Below are 16074 nucleotides of genomic sequence, written 5' to 3' on the forward strand. Positions count from 1 at the left end.
GAAAGCTCCAATACTGTCTGAGAAGGCGACAACGACTATCGATCAGGAGAGCCGCTGCGGCAACCCCCGGCCGTTGTTCCACCAGCGATTTGGATTGTCGCTTTCGGGATCATAGGCCGCCCTGCTGGCCCAGTCCTCACGCAGGAAGATCACAGGCTCTTCGTAATGGTGTGCATGAAGCACGGCATCCATCACTTTTTCCAGTATGCCGAGATCCCTCTCGATGGATATTTTGAGCTCAACCATCGGATAGGTTTCGGTTTCTCCGGCTTCGAAACCATCGACATGCGTCGTCGTTGTCGACCCCGGTTCGGGTTGCGATGTTTCCATGCCGACAGCGGAGATGCTCGCATTACGCTGATAACGGCCGAAACTCATTGGATGAACCTTTTGAACTTCATCAAGGATACGGTCGGTATCCTCCGGCAACGTCTGAATCTCCAGTGTCCAGACAGGCAAAAAGGTGCCTGATTTTGCTTTGTACCGACGAAGGTCTGTCACGATGGCTGCTCCCTCACGACGCCAAGTTTGTTCTTATTTTGTTCCTTCGCGGGTCCTAGGTCAAGCCGTCAATTGCGCATCTTTTCATCTTGCCCGGCGCACCCATATTGACCGGAAACAAAACCCCGCGATCCGGGAAATCGCGGCGGTCGGGCAAGTAAATGTGCCCGGACCGACCCGATATCAAGATCACACAGCCGAATTCACCCTGGCCAAAGCTCTGTCTGAGGATGAAACTGCGACCAGGCAAACCAGAACGCCTGATGGCTGCCGAGGTCCGAACCTTCTGCGTCAACCGCCCTGACCCCACCGGCGTCCAGCTTGAGGCGCACGTTCTCGTATGCGATATCGTCGCCTTTTTTCAACGCAGCAACAGCCTTGCTCCGTTGAAACGCTACCGGTTTTCCCGATGCGGTGACGACGCCGATGATATCTTCGTGTACCGGCAGCCGGGGGTCGACATCACCCACCGGGAAAATCGGTCCGTTGGCATCCCGGCCATTGCGGAAATCAAAATCCCGACCGAGCGCCAGCGGCTCGATCAACACCGTTGTCTCAGGATGGGCTTCCTTCCAGGTTCCCCAGTCCGTTGTCACGACACTGGCCTGCTCCAGCTGCAGGTTCTTCTCCGCAAGAGGACCGGTCACCGCCTTGCCCAGGAAAGTATCGAACACCGAATAGGAATTGACGTCATACATGACCTTGTTTGAACGGATGAGCAATCCGGACGTGCGCAGAACAGGGCGCTCGATACCCTCCGGCAACTGATCGGTGAAATAGGCCTGTGCCGCGCCGCACAAGGTGCAATACGGAATTCCGAGATCGCGTCCACCCAATGTGTCGTTGACCATCTCGCGCACCTCCATGATACGCCTCGGGTAGGCCCGGTACTCGCCGTTCACTTCAACGCCGAAAACAATATCATCATCCTTCAGCCATTTGGCCTCTTCGACGGTGCTTACAGCCGGATTGTCTGCCGCCGGTATGCAGTTGCACACTTCATTGGTCTTGTCGTAGGGACGGTCATCGATGAGAACGCCCCCCCACGAAACGTGCCTCCAGTCGATTTTCCCTTCGACGAAGATCTTGTCCCAGCCTGGAACGATGGTTGTGAAAATGGCGCGTTTGACAGGGAGATAGTCAGGCGGCGCTGGTATGTCCCACGCGATCAGGTGATCCGTGACAACACCCCAGTTGTTGCTGGTCGGAATGTCTTTTTCCAGCAGGCTCCCGGCAGCATCGGTGAGCGAAGCACTCAGCTGAGATCCGGACGTGAAGCGCATCAAGTCGGCGATGATCCAGACAAGGCGCGGATCTTTCGATGCGGCGACTTCCCCGAGCGCGATTGTCTGGTCCCGGCCCCATGTCGATTGTGTCAGGCTGTCGACAAAAGCTGTCTTCACGGCCGCTTGCAACGCTTCGGGCAGATCGCCCCCCGGTATGGCCGGTGGCTCGCCGTATTGCTTGATCACATAGTCCGGCAAGGCCTCCCGATCCTGGCTATATGAAACGGACGTCCACATCAGGGCAAAGGCTGCAAGCAACGCAACAAGAGCGTTGCGGGATTGGGAACACGTCGCATTTGCCATGGAAACACCTTTCGACTGCTGTTTTCATCCAGTGGAGCACGCGCGCGGCTTGAAGCCTCGCGTGTACAACCACAAGCACATGGAGCATGCGGACCCGGCCGGGAACCAGTTCCGTGTAAGCGTGCTGGCCCTATAAAAGAGGCCGCGAGGCGCTTCGCTTCCAATCACGATGCATCAGCATTTGGTGAGGAACTGAATTGGAAATGCGGCAGGCAAGCAATCACCTGATCGGTTGCACCTTCCCACCTGAAAGGAAGAATCGCCGCACCGGCATGCGGGCCGGACAATTTCACCTCTTCTCGCACTCTTGACTCTTCTCCAGTTATATCTGATATTTCTGTCATGACAGAAATTACTGACAAAAACGACAATTCCTCAAGAGCTCAGTTCATTCTGTACTGGGGCGACATGGGCACTCAGTGGGGCGTCAACCGCTCGGTGGCCCAGATACACGCGCTGCTCTACCTCAGCACCGACCCGCTGAACGCCGAACAGATTTCCGAGGAGCTCGGAATTGCGCGGTCCAACGTCTCCAACTCCCTGAAGGAACTTGTGGGTTGGAGGTTGATCCAGCGGGTTCCCGTCGCCGGTGACCGGCGGGAGCACTTTGTCGCGGAAACCGACGTATGGGAAATGGCGCTGCTGATTGCCAGGGGCCGCAAGGAACGTGAGATCGACCCCGCCATCCGTGCGATCGACATGTGCGTCACCCAGGCGGAAACCGAAACCAAGCTCGATCCCGCGGTGCTATCCCGGATGCATGCGATGCAGGACTTTCTGGCCACGGCCGACAAGTGGTCGAACCAGATGCTGAGCGTTCCGAAATCAAACCTTTCCGCTTTGATGAAGATGGGCACCAAGGTTTTGACTCTTTTGAGGGTCGGCGGCGGAAAAACGGACTAGGCAAATTTTTTAAATCTAAATTTCTCTTTATACAGAAATAACGGATATGACAGGAAGAACGGTATGAAACAGGCTTGTCGTCAAATCCATCCTCAGGATGTTGTTCCAGATTATCGTTTCCACGATCTTGTCGGTGAAAAAGCGTGGAACACGCTCCCGGTATCCGTCCGCCGGCGCTTCGGCAAGCGCCTGAAAGGCGGCGCAAGTGTCGTCTATCAGGGTGTCGTTGTTTCAATGCGCAGGAACCTTGCCGGATTCTTCTTGTCACAGCTCGCCAGGCTCATTGGCGGGCCCCTTCCCCATGACCTGTCATCCGTCCGGCAACCGGCGGTGGTGTCGGTGACAGAGGATTGCGCTGGCGATGGCCAGTTCTGGATACGTCAATATGGCCGGGCATCCGGTTTCCCGCAGGTCATACATAGTTCCAAGAGATTCTCCGGCCCGACCGGCATTGAAGAATACATCGGCGCGGGATTGGGAATAGCGCTGCGCGTCGGCATCAACCAGAACGGTCTGAGTTTCAAGAGCGATCACTATTTCCTGCAGATCCGAAACAGGAAACTGCGGCTTCCCGCCTGGCTCAGCCCAGGCGCGCTCACCATCAGCCACCGGGACCTCGGCAAAACGCGGTTCCTGTTTTCACTCACATTGAAAAGCCGGCTTTTCGGCGAACTCGTCCATCAGGACGCCCTCTTTCACGACATGGAGCAATAACAATGGAAAATCCCGTTCTGTGGACACTGATCTCCATTCAGATCTTCATGGGTCTCTACGATACGCTGGTCCATCATGAAGGTACCGAACGGCTTGCCTGGCGCGCCTCCCAAAAGCTTGAATTGCGCCTGCATGGGGTGCGCAATTTCTTTTACGCTCTGATCTTTCTCTGCTTTGCCTGGATGGAGCCTCACGGCGCATTCGCGATCTCACTCGGCTTTGTTCTGCTGGCCGAAGTCATCATCACGTTGTGGGACTTCGTCGAAGAGGACATGACACGCAAACTCCCCTGGACGGAACGCATCAACCACACTTTGCTGACCCTGAACTATGGCGCGATCCTTGCGTTTCTCGCGCCTGTGCTTTGGCACTGGTCGCTTCTGCCGAGTGCAATCATCCCCGTCAGCTATGGCTGGTGGAGCGCAATGGCAACAGTGGCTGCCCTCGGCGTCGCCATTTTTTCGGCACGCGACCTGCTGGCCGCTGCCCGCAGCGATCGTATTGGGCTCGCAGACCCTGCAAATCTTGCGGAGGGTCTGCCGTCTCCCCAACATGTTCTGGTTACCGGTGGAACCGGCTTTATCGGACGTCGGCTGGTGGAAGCTCTGGTCTCGAGCGGGCATCACGTCACAGTTCTCACCCGTGACCTGCGAAATGCGGACAAGCTGGCCCATCCTGTGCGGGTGATTACCAACCTGGACCGGATCCATGCCAGCGACCGCGTGGACGCGATCGTCAATCTTGCAGGAGACCCGATCGCAAATGGCCTCTGGACCAAAAAGAAGCGTGATCGGATCATAAAGTCCCGGGTGGAGATGACCGAAGCGCTCCACAAGGTTGTCAAACGGCTGGAACACAAGCCGGAATGCCTGATCAGCGGGTCGGCTATCGGGTGGTACGGCTTGCGCGGCGAGGAAGTTCTCACCGAGGAATCCGCACCGGCGCCCGCTTTCACGCACGAGGTGTGCGACAGATGGGAAGCTGCGGCCAATCAGATCTCTGCGGAAAACATCCGTGTTGTCGTTCTGCGCATCGGTCTTGTGCTTGGCGTTGATGACGGCATGCTCGCAAGGTTGCTCGCGCCGTTCGAATTCGGCGGCGGCGGCACGATGGGTACAGGACGCCAGTGGATGTCCTGGATAGAACGGGACGACCTCATTCGCGTGATTGTTCACGCGATGGCAGACGAGAGCCTGAAAGGCAGCCTGAACGCGACGGCACCGGAACCGGTCCGCAACAGCGAGTTCACTCGTGATCTTGCAAGCGCCCTGCACCGGCCCGCGTTCTTGCATTTTCCTGCCTGGCTGTTGTCGGCCTTGCTTGGTGACATGGCCCGTGAAACCATGCTCGGGAGCGTGCGTGTCGCACCGAGGCGGCTCCTGGATCGTGGTTTTGAGTTTCACCATCCCGAGTTGGGACCGATGCTCGAAAAAATCACCGGCTCTACCCATGCGAAAACGCCCCGACTGGATCGACAGGAGCACGCCGTGGTCTGACATGATTGCACCTGGGACGCGGCACCGCGTCGACTGGTCAGGCAGCGTATTCCAAAGTCGCTTTGCGGGATCGGAAACCGGCGGAACGGGACGGCCAAAGGGTTGGCCCGTTCTGCTTATTCGATGACGAGCCTCGGAAGCCAATGGCTGTCCGGATCGCCCGCCTCAAGATCCGTTTCGCCAACAGGTCTCAGATCTCCTGCCTCGGGGGGAACACCCAACTTGTCCATGTCCATCTCGTGAAGCGTTCCCACCAGCTGATTGTCTTGTTCCGCGAGCTTGTAGTAGATCCCGTTCCAAAGGTTGACGCCGTATTCGTTTGACCCCTTCCACACAAACAGAAGATCGTATTCCAGATCCGTGAAATCCTGCTTGGAAACGGAGCGCCGGATCTCATACGGGTAAGGTACGCGGCACCAGTATTTGTCCGGTCCCTCGAAACATTTGAAGGGTCTCATGGAAAGGAAATGGTCTGCGAAGGCCTCTTCGTGCCAGTCGATGCTGTAGGTTATGTCCTTGCCGGCGCTGTCAAAGACGATAGTCGCCACCTGATGCCTTTCACCATTCTGGTCAACCAGATTGACGGTCTTTTCGCCCCCCAGTGAAAATGCAAAAGCCGAACCGGTGTAAACACCTGAAAGAAAGAACAGAGACCAAAATACCGCGGTTTTCATCGTGCCCCCCCAGGAAACAGTACCGGATTGCCACCACCCCCAATCACCAGCCTTCCCTCAGCGTGTTGGCCTCAGATGGACAATCGAGGATCCGGCGAGGACATCGCCGAGAGACAGACCAGGCAAAATGCGCATGTCTCGATATCGCGCCAATGGCGGTTTTCGCCGGTTTTTGCCATTTCTCGATCAGCCTAGCACGAGGATTGTGGCCGCCTAGTGCACTTTAGGACAAGCGTTCGAAGGGCAATGTGTTCCGGTTGACAAGGTCAAACAAATTGTCGGCAAATCGGGTTTTGCAGAAAGCTTCGGCAAACCGATCAGATCAAACTGGACCGAAGCTAACCACAGGGTAAGTTTTCCGGGCGTAGGGTGTCGGCATGGCGCGCATTTTGGAAACCGAACTCTACCTTCCGGTAAAGACTTTTCTTGTCGGACAGGGCTACGACGTGAAAGCCGAAGTCGGGGCTGCGGACGTTGTCGCCTGCCGGGGTGATGCGGATCCCGTGATCGTCGAATTGAAGACCGGATTCACCTTGAGCCTTTTTCATCAAGCCATTGCGCGCCTGTCCATGACCGATGCGGTCTATGTCGCGGTTGCCAGGGGAACCGGGCGGCGATTTCAGCAATCGCTCAAGAGCAACACCAAACTGGCCCGGCGTCTCGGTCTCGGTTTGATGACAGTCCGGCTTTCAGACAGTTTTGTCGAGGTTCATCTCGACCCCGCGCCATATGCACCGCGCAAGTCCAAGCCACGCAAGGACAGGCTGCTCAGGGAGTTTTCCCGCCGCGTGGGTGATCCCAACACCGGCGGGTCGACGCGTGTAACCCTGGTTACCGCCTATCGACAGGATGCGCTTCGGTGCGCCTCACATCTGGAAGCCAACGGACCGAGTCGCGGCGCGGATGTGGCAAAATCAACAGGTGTTGATCGGGCGACCAGGATGATGGCCGACGACCATTACGGCTGGTTTGAACGTGTTGAGCGTGGTGTTTTTGCACTGACACCCAAGGGTCGGGCAGAAACAAGGAACTTCAAGGAAGATCCTCTATAAATCTCCTTCGGACAGACAGGCAGACGGGTTGTTGAACAGCCAGGTTTGCGAACCGGTTGACCGCAACAATGTCCATCAACAGGGTTTGGCAGAAGCACTTTCCTACGTGAACTCGACAGGCTTGCTGTTCAGGCGCTGGACGGTTTCCGGTTCCGCGCGCCGGCATGCGACAGGTGGCAGCCCCTTGGCAATCTGGTCGAGATCCTCCAGCGTCAGCGCGCCGATCTGTTGCAACGCTGATGCCAGTGCACCTGCACGATGCGCGGAAAAGAGAATGCCGGGAATGCTGCGAATTGGATCGCCTTCGGGAACCGGTTCCTCGGGAAAAACATCGGTCGCGATCCGCAACCGACCGTCGCTGGCCTCCCTGGCAAGAGCGTCGAAATCGACGATTGCAGCACGGCTCAGCAGTATGAGCATTGCGTGATCCTGCATCTGCGCGAGTTTTTCACTGTCCAGAAGATACGCGTTCTCGGTCGTGATGGACGCCACGACAAAGATCACGCGACAGGTTTGCAGCACCTTGTCCAGTGGCGCGGGGTGAACACCAAGCCGACGCAGGTGATTGTCGGGCAACCAGGGATCATAAGCCAGCATGTCGGCCTGGAAGGGAGCAAGCAGCTTGTGCAGCGCCTTTCCCAGATCTCCAAAACCGATGAATCCGATCCGGCTTCCGGTAAGCAACTCGGCATTGGCGTTGCCTTCAAGACCGTATTTCTCCTGCCCGGTCAGAAAGTCACCATGGCTGGTGTGAACACCGCGCGCCAGGGATAGCGCCATGCACAAACCGATTTCGGCAACAGGCAACGCGAAAACCGAGGCGGGTGTCAGAACGTGGATTCCGCGTTGAAAACAGGTGCCATAGTCAATATTCGGGAGAAAATTGGTTTCCACGTTGACGATTGCCTTGAGACCGGGTGCCTGCGCTAGGCGATCCGCTCCCATGGGTTGCTGGCTGATCAGGACATCGGTCGTCGGCAGATGGCGCAGGTAGGCTTGTTCTCTGTCGGCTGGATCAATCTCAACCACCTGAAATTTCGAAAAAAACCTGTCCCTGTCCGCATCGCTGAAGATCTCCTCGGTTCTGCGTGGGGCCGGATCGTATAGAATGCGCATCACCGCTCCTCTCGAAAAACGATTTACAACATAAAACGTTTTTTCTAACATAAGTGCAAGGAGGAGGACGCTGATGTCCGGCAAGACTGAAAAAAGGCAGTCGGGAGCAAGACCGTCCATTCGCGATGTCGCGCGACAAGCGGGTGTTTCACCCGGATGCGTTTCCAATGTGATCAATGGCAGGCGACGCAATGACGACCCGATCGGACGTGCCGTCTTGCAGGCCGTGCGTGAACTCGGCTATCGCCGCAACACGATGGCGTCCAACCTGAGGCGCAGCCAGAGCCGGATCATCGGCCTTGTCATTCCCAATTTCGAAAACCCGTTTTTTGCAGAGCTTGTGGCAAAACTCGAGCATTGCGCGGAAGCCACCAACTACCGCATCGTCGCAACCTCCAGCCGCGAAGATCCGGAGATTGAAGCCCGTGAAATAGACGAGCTGATTGGTTGGCGGGTTGCCGGAGTTCTTCTCATTCCATCGCTTCAATCGCGTTCAGCGGAGTTGATCGGTTCAAGCGAAACACCCTTTCTGGTTCTCGACCGTCTGCTGCAGGAAGCAGGTGCGGACAGCGTTGGCGTGAACAACGCGGATGCCAGCGCGATGATGATGCAACAGCTATTCGATGCCGGGCATATCCGTATTTTGGTCGCCTATCTTGGCGACGGACTTGACAACGTCGCCGAACGGCTTGCCGGTGTTCGAAAGGCCGTTGCCGACCATGGACAGAAGGTTGTTGTCGACTACCTGCCGACAGGCGACAGCGTCGGTGGAGCTCGGTCGGCCCTCGAAGAATATCTCGACAACAATCCGGCACCCGGCGCTGTTTTTTGCCTGTTCAACACCGCCACGCTGGCGAGTTACGGCCTTCTCCAGGAGCGAGGACATGTCCTGGGGAAGGATACCGCACTCGCAGGTTTCGACGACAGTGCCTGGATGGCGCATGTCCACCCGCCGGTTGCCGCAATTGTTCAGCCAGTGGAAGAGATTGCCAGGACCGCCTGGGAGCGGCTGCTGGCCCGAATAGAAGGTGACACGTCGCCCCCGGCGACCGTCCGTATCAATTGCCGGCTCGAAGCCAGGGGCACACTGATCCCGGCGCAGTTCGAAGCCGGTTGGAAGAATACTGTCGGCAGCTACGCGGCCGGCAGAAACAGAAGGTGACGCAGAAGCGCCAGTACGCAGAGACGAAAAGTGGAGGAAAGCAAATGTTCAAGAAACTGACCGTAACTGCCCTCGTGGCATTGCTCGCCGTTCCGGCTCAGGCTGAAACGTACGGTGTTCTGATGAAAACCCTGTCCAACCCGTTCTGGGGCGCGATGGAACTCGGTGTCAGGGATGGCGCCAGCGAGGCTGGTGTGGAGTATTACCTCCAGGCAGTTGAAAGTGACCAGGCCGCCGAGCCGCAGTTGAATGTCTGCAACACGATGTTGGAGCGCCAGCCGGATGCGATGATCACCGCCGCGATCAATTCCACCATCCTGCTCCCCTGCCTGAAACGTGCGACCGAAATGGGCATCCCCGTTGTCGACCTCGATGGGAACCTTGACCACAAGATCGCAACAGATGCAGGTGTCGATATCGCCTTCTCCATCGGCTCGGACAATGTCGCGGCAGGTGCACAGGGCGCAGAATGGCTGGTCAGCCAGGTTGGTGCGGACGCAAAGGGACCGATCCTTGTGATAGAAGGTCTTTCAGGCAACGTCACCGGCCAGAAACGGGCTAACGGCTTTTCTGAAAAACTTGCCGAACTGGCACCCGGACTGGAAATCGTGGCGTCGCTGCCGGGCGACTGGGACCGCGGCAAGGCAGCCAACATCACCAACGATATTCTGACCGCCAATCCGGAGCTTGTGGCCATCTTTGCCGCCAATGACGGCATGGCCCTGGGAGCGGTTGAAACGGTCTATGCAGCCGGAAAAGGCGATCAGGTGACCGTGATTGGCGTCGATGGCAACTCGGATGCGGTGAAATCGATCAAGTCCGGACGTCTTAACGCGTCCGTCGCGCAGTTGCCCTACCTCGTCGGCAAGCAGGCAGTCGAAATGGTCAAGGCCGGCGGCGAACAACCTGACTGGATTTATGTGCCGACCATGGTTCTGACCAAGGAAGTCCTTGAAGGCGGTTCCGACCCGATGCTCGAATACGTCAAGTAACAGCAACAATGCGGGCCCCGGGTCAACGGATGTTCAATCGAAATCGATTGAACATCTTTGTGCGTTCGTTTGAACGAAAGACACTCCAGGCCCGCATTTATCGGGTAGGCATATGCTGAAATTTCTCGAAAGAACGCACGTTCGCGTGGAATCGCTCGCGGTGCTCCTGGCACTGATCATCGTCATGGCATTTCTGTCTCCGGTGACCGGTTCCGGCGTACGGGTCTTTTTGACCGCGAACAACTTCTTCAACATCATCCTGGCCAGTGCCACGTTTGGCATTCTGGCGATCGGGGCCACATTCGTCATAAGCTCGGCCGGGATCGATTTGTCTCTCGGTTCTGTTCTCGGCCTGGCTTCGGTTACGGGAGCGGCACTGGTCGTGACGCTCGAATTGCCCTGGTACTTTGCAATCATCGGCTCGCTCATGGCCGGCGCAGCAGCGGGTGCAGTCAACGGCTTCATCATCACGCGAGGACATGTTCCCGCTTTCATCGTTACCCTCGGCATGCTCGGGATCGCGCGTGGTCTGGCACTGATCATCTCAAGCGGCCGGGGTATTTACGGGTTGCCGGAAGAGATCCTGTTTTTGGGCCAGGCCCGCCCGTTTGGCGTCCCGACACCTGTTTTCATCATGCTGTTCGTCGCCCTGGCCTCGCATTACGTCCTCGCGCACACCCCGTTCGGGCATCACACCCTCGCGCTTGGCGACAACGAGAATTCGGCCCGGGCCACAGGTATAAACATCCGCCGTCAACGCATGATGCTCTACACGATTTCGGGGCTGATGGCGGGGATCGCCGGCCTGATCTTCACGGCGCGCGTGAACACCGGAGATCCGACGGCCGGCCTGAACTACGAGCTTCTGGCCATTACCGCGGCCATCATCGGCGGAACCAACCTGTTTGGCGGACGCGGCTCGATCCTCGGGACCATGATCGGTGCCCTGATCATGGGCGTTCTGCAAAACGGCCTCAACCTCATGGCCGTACAGGCTTACTACCAGCAGATGGCAATTGGTGCCGTTCTGATCGCCGCAGTCTGGCTCGACCAGATCCGGACCAGAGGGAGGTCGTTGCAATGAGCCTTCTGGAGCTTTCAGGTGTCGAGAAAAGTTTCGGCCCGGTGCAGGTTCTGCACGGAGTGAACCTGTCAGTGGCGGCCGGTGAAGTTGTCGGGCTAGTCGGTGACAATGGTGCGGGCAAATCGACGCTCATGAAGACCATCACCGGGGTCTACACTACCGACAGCGGCCGCATAACGTTTGACGATCAGGATGTCACCGGCCGCGATCCGGGCGAAAGGCGCGAACGGGGTATCGAGATGATCTATCAGGATCTCGCGCTTGCACCGCAACAGGATGTCGCCAACAACATTTTCCTGGGAAGAGAGCCGACCAAGAGATTCCTCGGGATCCTTCCACGTTTCGTCGACAAGGCAAAGATTGACGCCCAGGCTCAGGAGATGATCGACCGTTTGGGCGTTCATGTCCCCTCGATCCAGATTCCGGTCGGCATGCTCTCCGGTGGTCAGCAACAGACCATCGCCATTGCCCGCGCGCTGACGTTCAAGCCGAAGCTCGTGATCATGGACGAACCGACTGCGGCACTCGCGGTACGCGAGGTGGAAAGCGTCCTGAACCTGATACGGCAGATGCAGGAAGAGGGCATTGCGACCATCCTGATTAGTCATCGCCTCAACGATGTATTCGAAGCCTGCGGCCGGATCGTCGTACTCCGCCGCGGCAATGTTATTGCTGACCTGAAACGGGACGAAACCGACATGGCGGAAGTCGTCTCCTATATTGTAGGCGCCCACGGATAGGAAAGCGTATGCCCCGACTTGGACTACATGGCCTTGCCTTCACGCCTCTCTGGAACCCAGGCGAAGCCGATCGCCTGCTGCCACCGATCACTGCCCATGGCGTGTCGGTCATCGAGACGCCCCTGCTGGATCCTCAAAACTACGACAGTACCGGTACCAGACGCGCCGCGGAACGCAACGGTGTCGAGATCGTCTGCTCGCTCGGACTTCCAGCGGAATTCGATATCGTCCGAAACCATGGCGATGCCGTCGACTATCTTGGCTTTGCTCTGCAGGTCGCACGGGATGCCGGTGCCGCTTCGCTTTCGGGTGTTACTTACGGCACCATCGGCAAGACCTCGGGAGGCCCCGTCACCGAAGCCGAAAGCGATGCGATCTGCCGTCTTGTCGACCGGGTTTCCCAGAAGGCGAGAACGCTCAACATGCGTCTGGGACTTGAGCCTTGCAACCGGTACGAAACGCATCTGCTCAACACAGCGAGACAGACTGCAGGGATCATTGAACGCGTCGGTGCTGCAAATGTCTTTATCCACCTTGATACCTATCACATGAACATCGAGGAGGCAGGCATGGCAGCCGGATTTGAAGATGCGGGCGAGCACCTTGGGTATGTGCACCTGTCAGAATCCAACCGCGGCGTCCCGGGAAAGGGAACGCTCGACTGGGCAGCAACGTTCAAGGCTCTCGCAGACATTGGCTATCAGGGCACAATGACCCTGGAGAGTTTTGTTTATCTGGCTCCGGAAATCGCTTCGGGGCTTGCTGTGTGGCGCCCGGTTGCCGATCGGCCGGAAGATGTCATCGATATCGGGCTCCCCTTCATTGTCGAACAGGCGCAGGCCGCCGGACTTGATCTGTCATGAACGATACGCGTGAAACATCATTTGAGGAACTTGTGGCCACTGCGCTGGAACGCGGCTCCAAAGCGCGCAGCATCACTGCTGTCTGCGGAGCCCCGGGTGCGGGAAAATCCACACTGTCCGACACGCTCGCCGCGCACCTGAATGACCGGGAAACCGACAGCGCTGCGGTCTTTCCGATGGATGGCTATCATTTCGACGATCTCATTTTGAATGCTCGTGGCTGGCGCGCACGCAAGGGAGCGCCGCATACGTTCGATGTCGCCGGCTTTGCGCAGATGCTGATACGCCTGAAGCGAAACGAAGAAGCGGAGATCGCAGTTCCGGTTTTCGATCGCAGCATCGAGATTGCGCGAAACAGCGCGCGGATAATTCCCCGCTCCGTTCGCCATCTCGTCGTTGAGGGAAATTACCTGCTTCTGGATCAGTCGCCCTGGCATGAACTGGTACCGCTGTTCGATACGACGGTTTTTCTTGATGTTCCCCTGGATGAGCTTGAAAGACGCTTGTCGGAACGCTGGCAGGACCTCTCTCCTGAGGATTGCCGAAAAAAACTTGCCGAAAATGACCTGCCGAATGCCGAGCTTGTTTCGACCAAAAGCAGACCGGCCGAATTTGTCCTGCGTGCCTGATTTTCTTCGCGCTCAGGCAAATTGGACCAAGACGCTGCGCGAAGACATCCAAACCTTGCTGTCCTGGATCCTGAACCGGATGCACGCACTCATGAAAACGGGACAGGACGATGCGCATTTTTGAAATTCGAATGGACATGGCCACGATGATTCCATGATTTTGCACCACAAATCGATTTCATGATTTCATTCGCAAAGCTCTTTCTTCGCTTCTCTCGCCGGCTGCTGCTTTTTTTACTGGCCGTATTCATATTGCCGGCCCTCCTCCATCTCGGCGTCTGGAGCTTGACGGATCGGCCTGACGGATGGCGCCAGGCGACCTGGTCCAGTGCCGGTATCTTGCCGCTGACCCCTTCGCCGGACGAAGCGACAATTTATGTCATGACCGCCCGTACCGGCGGGATCAAAGGCGCATTTGCAACGCATTCCTGGCTGGTATTGAAGCCGTTGGGTGCAAGCACCTACGACCGCTACGATGTTGTGGGTTGGGGAAATCCGGTGCGCAAAAACGCCTATGATGCGGATGGCCATTGGTATTCAAACAAACCCAAGATCAGCTATAGGCTGACCGGCAAGAAAGCTGAACTATTGTTGCCGCAGGTGGAAAAAGCCATTGCTGCCTATCGCTGGCGCAAGCGCGGTGACTACACGATTTGGCCCGGCCCAAACTCCAACACGTTTGTCGCAAGCGTGTTGGGGCAAATTCCCGGCCTCGCCGCAGCCACGCCCAGCACCGCTATCGGTCGGGATTTTCCTGCCGATGGCAGGTGGATCGGACGTCGCAAGAACGGCGCACTTTTCGCGACACTGGGCGGATATTTCGGTGTCGTTGCCGGAGGCGGACGTGGCTTGGAAATCAACTTTCTGGGTCTTGTCGCCGGGATTAATCCAGGCGCGCTGGAGGTGGCAATTCCTGCTTTTGGTGCTCTTAGATTTCCAGAATTGGCTAGCTAGATTGCTGCTCCCCATGTTCGGCTACGTCCGATTATCCGGAGCCTGGCGAAGTCCCAGCTTTTTCAAAAGCCGGTCTCGTTTCATCAGCCACCATCCAGACTCCATTGGCCACATTTGATGGCCTTCATCCAATCCCAGTTCCTCCGCGACATGAAGCGGCCAGTTCGGGTCATCGAGCAATTCCCTCGCCAGCGCGATCATGTCGGCCTTCCCGCACGAAACGATGTCCTCACACGCTTTGCCACCCCACAGGAAACCGACTGCCATGGTGGCAATACCGGCCGTCTTGCGAACCTCTTCGGCAAATGGCGTCTGGAAACCTTCTTCGATGACCATGCGTCGCGGCCTCTCCTTTCCGCCAATGCCTCCGCTCGAACAGTCGATCATGTCGACGCCGAGCGATTTTAGCGCCTTCGCCGTCTCCACCGTCTCTTCAACTTCAATTCCTCCGTCAAGCCAGTCAGTTGCCGAAAGTCGAAACGCCAGCGGAAATTCTTCCGGCCAGTTTGCGCGGATTGATCGGGCGACTTCAATTGCGAACCGGCGGCGGTTTTCCGGGCTCCCGCCCCACCTGTCCTCTCGCCGGTTCGAGATTGGAGACAGGAACTGATGAACCAGAAACCCGTGGGCGGCATAGACTTCCAAAATCCTGAAACCGGCGTCTCCTGCTCTGCGGGCGGCCTGCCCGAAGGAGCGGATCACACGCTGAATATCCTCCTCGGACATCTCGGCCGGAAGTGGCCAGCCGTCAGCATAGGGTATCGAGGAAGGCGCAATTGCCTGCCACGGCGCCTCGTTTCTTTCCGATACATCTTCGAGATCGACCGGTGTTTCGCCATGCCACGGACGCCGTTCCGAGGCCTTGCGGCCTGCATGTCCGATCTGAATGCCTGGAACCGCACCTTCGCGGTCAATAAACGCCGCAACTGGTTTGAGGGCGTCCACGTGCGCATCGTCCCAAAGACCGAGATCTCCATGTGTCCTGCGCCCGTCCTTTTCCACCGCAGTGGCTTCGGCATACACCAGCCCGGCGCCGCCCATGGCAAAGCGACCCAAATGAACGAGATGCCAGTCATTCGCATATCCCTCACGGGATCTGTACTGGCTCATCGGGGAGACGGCAATACGGTTCTTGAACGTGATTCCGCGCAGCTTGAAAGGGGAAAACAGACTGGACAACTCTAACCTTCGATTTTCTGGCGGCCTCCAACGGCACGCAACATTCGTGATAACCGGCATTGAAGCCTGAAGCCTCAGATTAGGGCCGGGGATTGATCTTGTCCGGTGGAATTCGGCCTATCAACGCAATGTGAAGAAAGAGAGGGAATGTGAATTTGCGCCCGCTCGCATCTTCCCGGTCCAGACCCGGATACAGGCAAAAAAAACAGCGGCAGAGAGACAAAAGATCCTCCGTTCTGTCATCAAAACAAAATGGAGCGCGATATACCGTGACAGCGCGACGAAGGCCTCACCTTATGGGTGTACACATGAAGCACTCTGCGGCACACTCTTTTTGCCACCTGACAGGAAAGTACCCGTTTCGGATGCAAATTCCGACAGGGCGGCGGCGTCAACTCAGTAGCCAGCTAATCATCTGATAAGCGA

Annotated in this window: 16 protein-coding genes; 11 read left to right on the forward strand and 5 right to left on the reverse strand. The window is 57.3% G+C overall.

Annotation, left to right across the window (positions count from 1 at the left end):
* Positions 1–42: 42 nt before the first annotated feature.
* Positions 43–501, reverse strand: a complete 459-nt coding sequence (locus tag LA5095_RS06455; protein WP_208992580.1) for a hypothetical protein — start codon at positions 499–501, stop codon at positions 43–45.
* A gap of 203 nt (positions 502–704) precedes the next feature.
* Positions 705–2090 (reverse strand): DUF3179 domain-containing (seleno)protein, encoded by a 1386-nt coding sequence (locus LA5095_RS06460; protein ID WP_055113191.1) that lies wholly within the window; start codon positions 2088–2090, stop codon positions 705–707.
* A 342-nt stretch (positions 2091–2432) separates the two neighbouring features.
* On the opposite strand from LA5095_RS06460, the gene LA5095_RS06470 reads away from it, so the two are divergent.
* From LA5095_RS06470 to LA5095_RS06480, 3 genes are all read left to right on the forward strand, one after another.
* Positions 2433–2993 carry a GbsR/MarR family transcriptional regulator gene (locus tag LA5095_RS06470; protein ID WP_055113195.1) on the forward strand — a complete coding sequence of 187 codons (561 nt, stop codon included), beginning with the start codon at positions 2433–2435 and terminating at the stop codon, positions 2991–2993.
* A gap of 63 nt (positions 2994–3056) precedes the next feature.
* On the forward strand, positions 3057–3707 hold the full coding sequence (locus LA5095_RS06475; protein WP_055113197.1) for a DUF4166 domain-containing protein: 651 nt from the start codon (positions 3057–3059) through the stop codon (positions 3705–3707).
* A 2-nt stretch (positions 3708–3709) separates the two neighbouring features.
* Complete coding sequence (locus tag LA5095_RS06480) at positions 3710–5203, forward strand: TIGR01777 family oxidoreductase (protein ID WP_055113199.1); 1494 nt, start codon at positions 3710–3712, stop codon at positions 5201–5203.
* A gap of 116 nt (positions 5204–5319) precedes the next feature.
* On the opposite strand, the gene LA5095_RS06485 is transcribed toward LA5095_RS06480, so the two are convergent.
* Positions 5320–5877, reverse strand: coding sequence for a hypothetical protein (locus LA5095_RS06485; RefSeq protein ID WP_055113202.1), 558 nt, complete (start codon positions 5875–5877; stop codon positions 5320–5322).
* A gap of 377 nt (positions 5878–6254) precedes the next feature.
* Between LA5095_RS06485 and LA5095_RS06490 the strand changes: the two genes are divergently transcribed.
* On the forward strand, positions 6255–6929 hold the full coding sequence (locus LA5095_RS06490) for a DUF2161 domain-containing phosphodiesterase (RefSeq protein WP_055113204.1): 675 nt from the start codon (positions 6255–6257) through the stop codon (positions 6927–6929).
* Between the two features lie 102 nt (positions 6930–7031).
* Here the strand turns inward: LA5095_RS06490 and LA5095_RS06495 are convergent, their stop codons facing one another.
* Positions 7032–8045, reverse strand: coding sequence for an NAD(P)-dependent oxidoreductase (locus LA5095_RS06495; protein WP_055114216.1), 1014 nt, complete (start codon positions 8043–8045; stop codon positions 7032–7034).
* A gap of 73 nt (positions 8046–8118) precedes the next feature.
* Here LA5095_RS06495 and LA5095_RS06500 point away from each other — a divergent pair, with 73 nt between their 5' ends.
* The 7 genes from LA5095_RS06500 (at position 8119) to LA5095_RS06530 (ending at position 14469) form a co-directional block, all read left to right on the forward strand.
* On the forward strand, positions 8119–9207 hold the full coding sequence (locus LA5095_RS06500) for a LacI family DNA-binding transcriptional regulator (protein WP_055113205.1): 1089 nt from the start codon (positions 8119–8121) through the stop codon (positions 9205–9207).
* Positions 9208–9251: 44 nt separating this feature from the next.
* The gene (locus LA5095_RS06505; protein ID WP_055114218.1) at positions 9252–10199 is read left to right on the forward strand and encodes a sugar ABC transporter substrate-binding protein; all 948 of its coding nucleotides are present in this window, start codon (positions 9252–9254) and stop codon (positions 10197–10199) included.
* Positions 10200–10311: 112 nt separating this feature from the next.
* Complete coding sequence (locus tag LA5095_RS06510; protein WP_055113207.1) at positions 10312–11283, forward strand: ABC transporter permease; 972 nt, start codon at positions 10312–10314, stop codon at positions 11281–11283.
* The gene (locus LA5095_RS06515) at positions 11280–12023 is read left to right on the forward strand and encodes an ATP-binding cassette domain-containing protein (RefSeq protein ID WP_055113209.1); all 744 of its coding nucleotides are present in this window, start codon (positions 11280–11282) and stop codon (positions 12021–12023) included. The genes LA5095_RS06510 and LA5095_RS06515 overlap by 4 nt, the downstream gene beginning before the upstream one ends.
* An 8-nt stretch (positions 12024–12031) precedes the next feature.
* Entirely contained in the window at positions 12032–12886 is an 855-nt protein-coding gene (locus LA5095_RS06520) for a sugar phosphate isomerase/epimerase family protein (protein ID WP_055113211.1), read from the forward strand.
* Entirely contained in the window at positions 12883–13515 is a 633-nt protein-coding gene (locus LA5095_RS06525) for a nucleoside/nucleotide kinase family protein (RefSeq protein WP_055113213.1), read from the forward strand. The genes LA5095_RS06520 and LA5095_RS06525 overlap by 4 nt, the downstream gene beginning before the upstream one ends.
* 285 nt (positions 13516–13800) lie before the next feature.
* A complete protein-coding gene (locus tag LA5095_RS06530; protein WP_199485823.1) occupies positions 13801–14469 on the forward strand; it encodes a DUF3750 domain-containing protein in 669 nt (222 codons plus the stop codon).
* A gap of 21 nt (positions 14470–14490) precedes the next feature.
* Here LA5095_RS06530 and LA5095_RS06535 read toward each other — a convergent pair whose 3' ends face one another.
* Positions 14491–15648 carry an NADH:flavin oxidoreductase/NADH oxidase gene (locus tag LA5095_RS06535; protein ID WP_055113218.1) on the reverse strand — a complete coding sequence of 386 codons (1158 nt, stop codon included), beginning with the start codon at positions 15646–15648 and terminating at the stop codon, positions 14491–14493.
* Positions 15649–16074: the final 426 nt, after the last annotated feature.

The organism is Roseibium album (genome assembly GCF_001404515.1).
GTDB lineage: Bacteria > Pseudomonadota > Alphaproteobacteria > Rhizobiales > Stappiaceae > Roseibium > Roseibium album.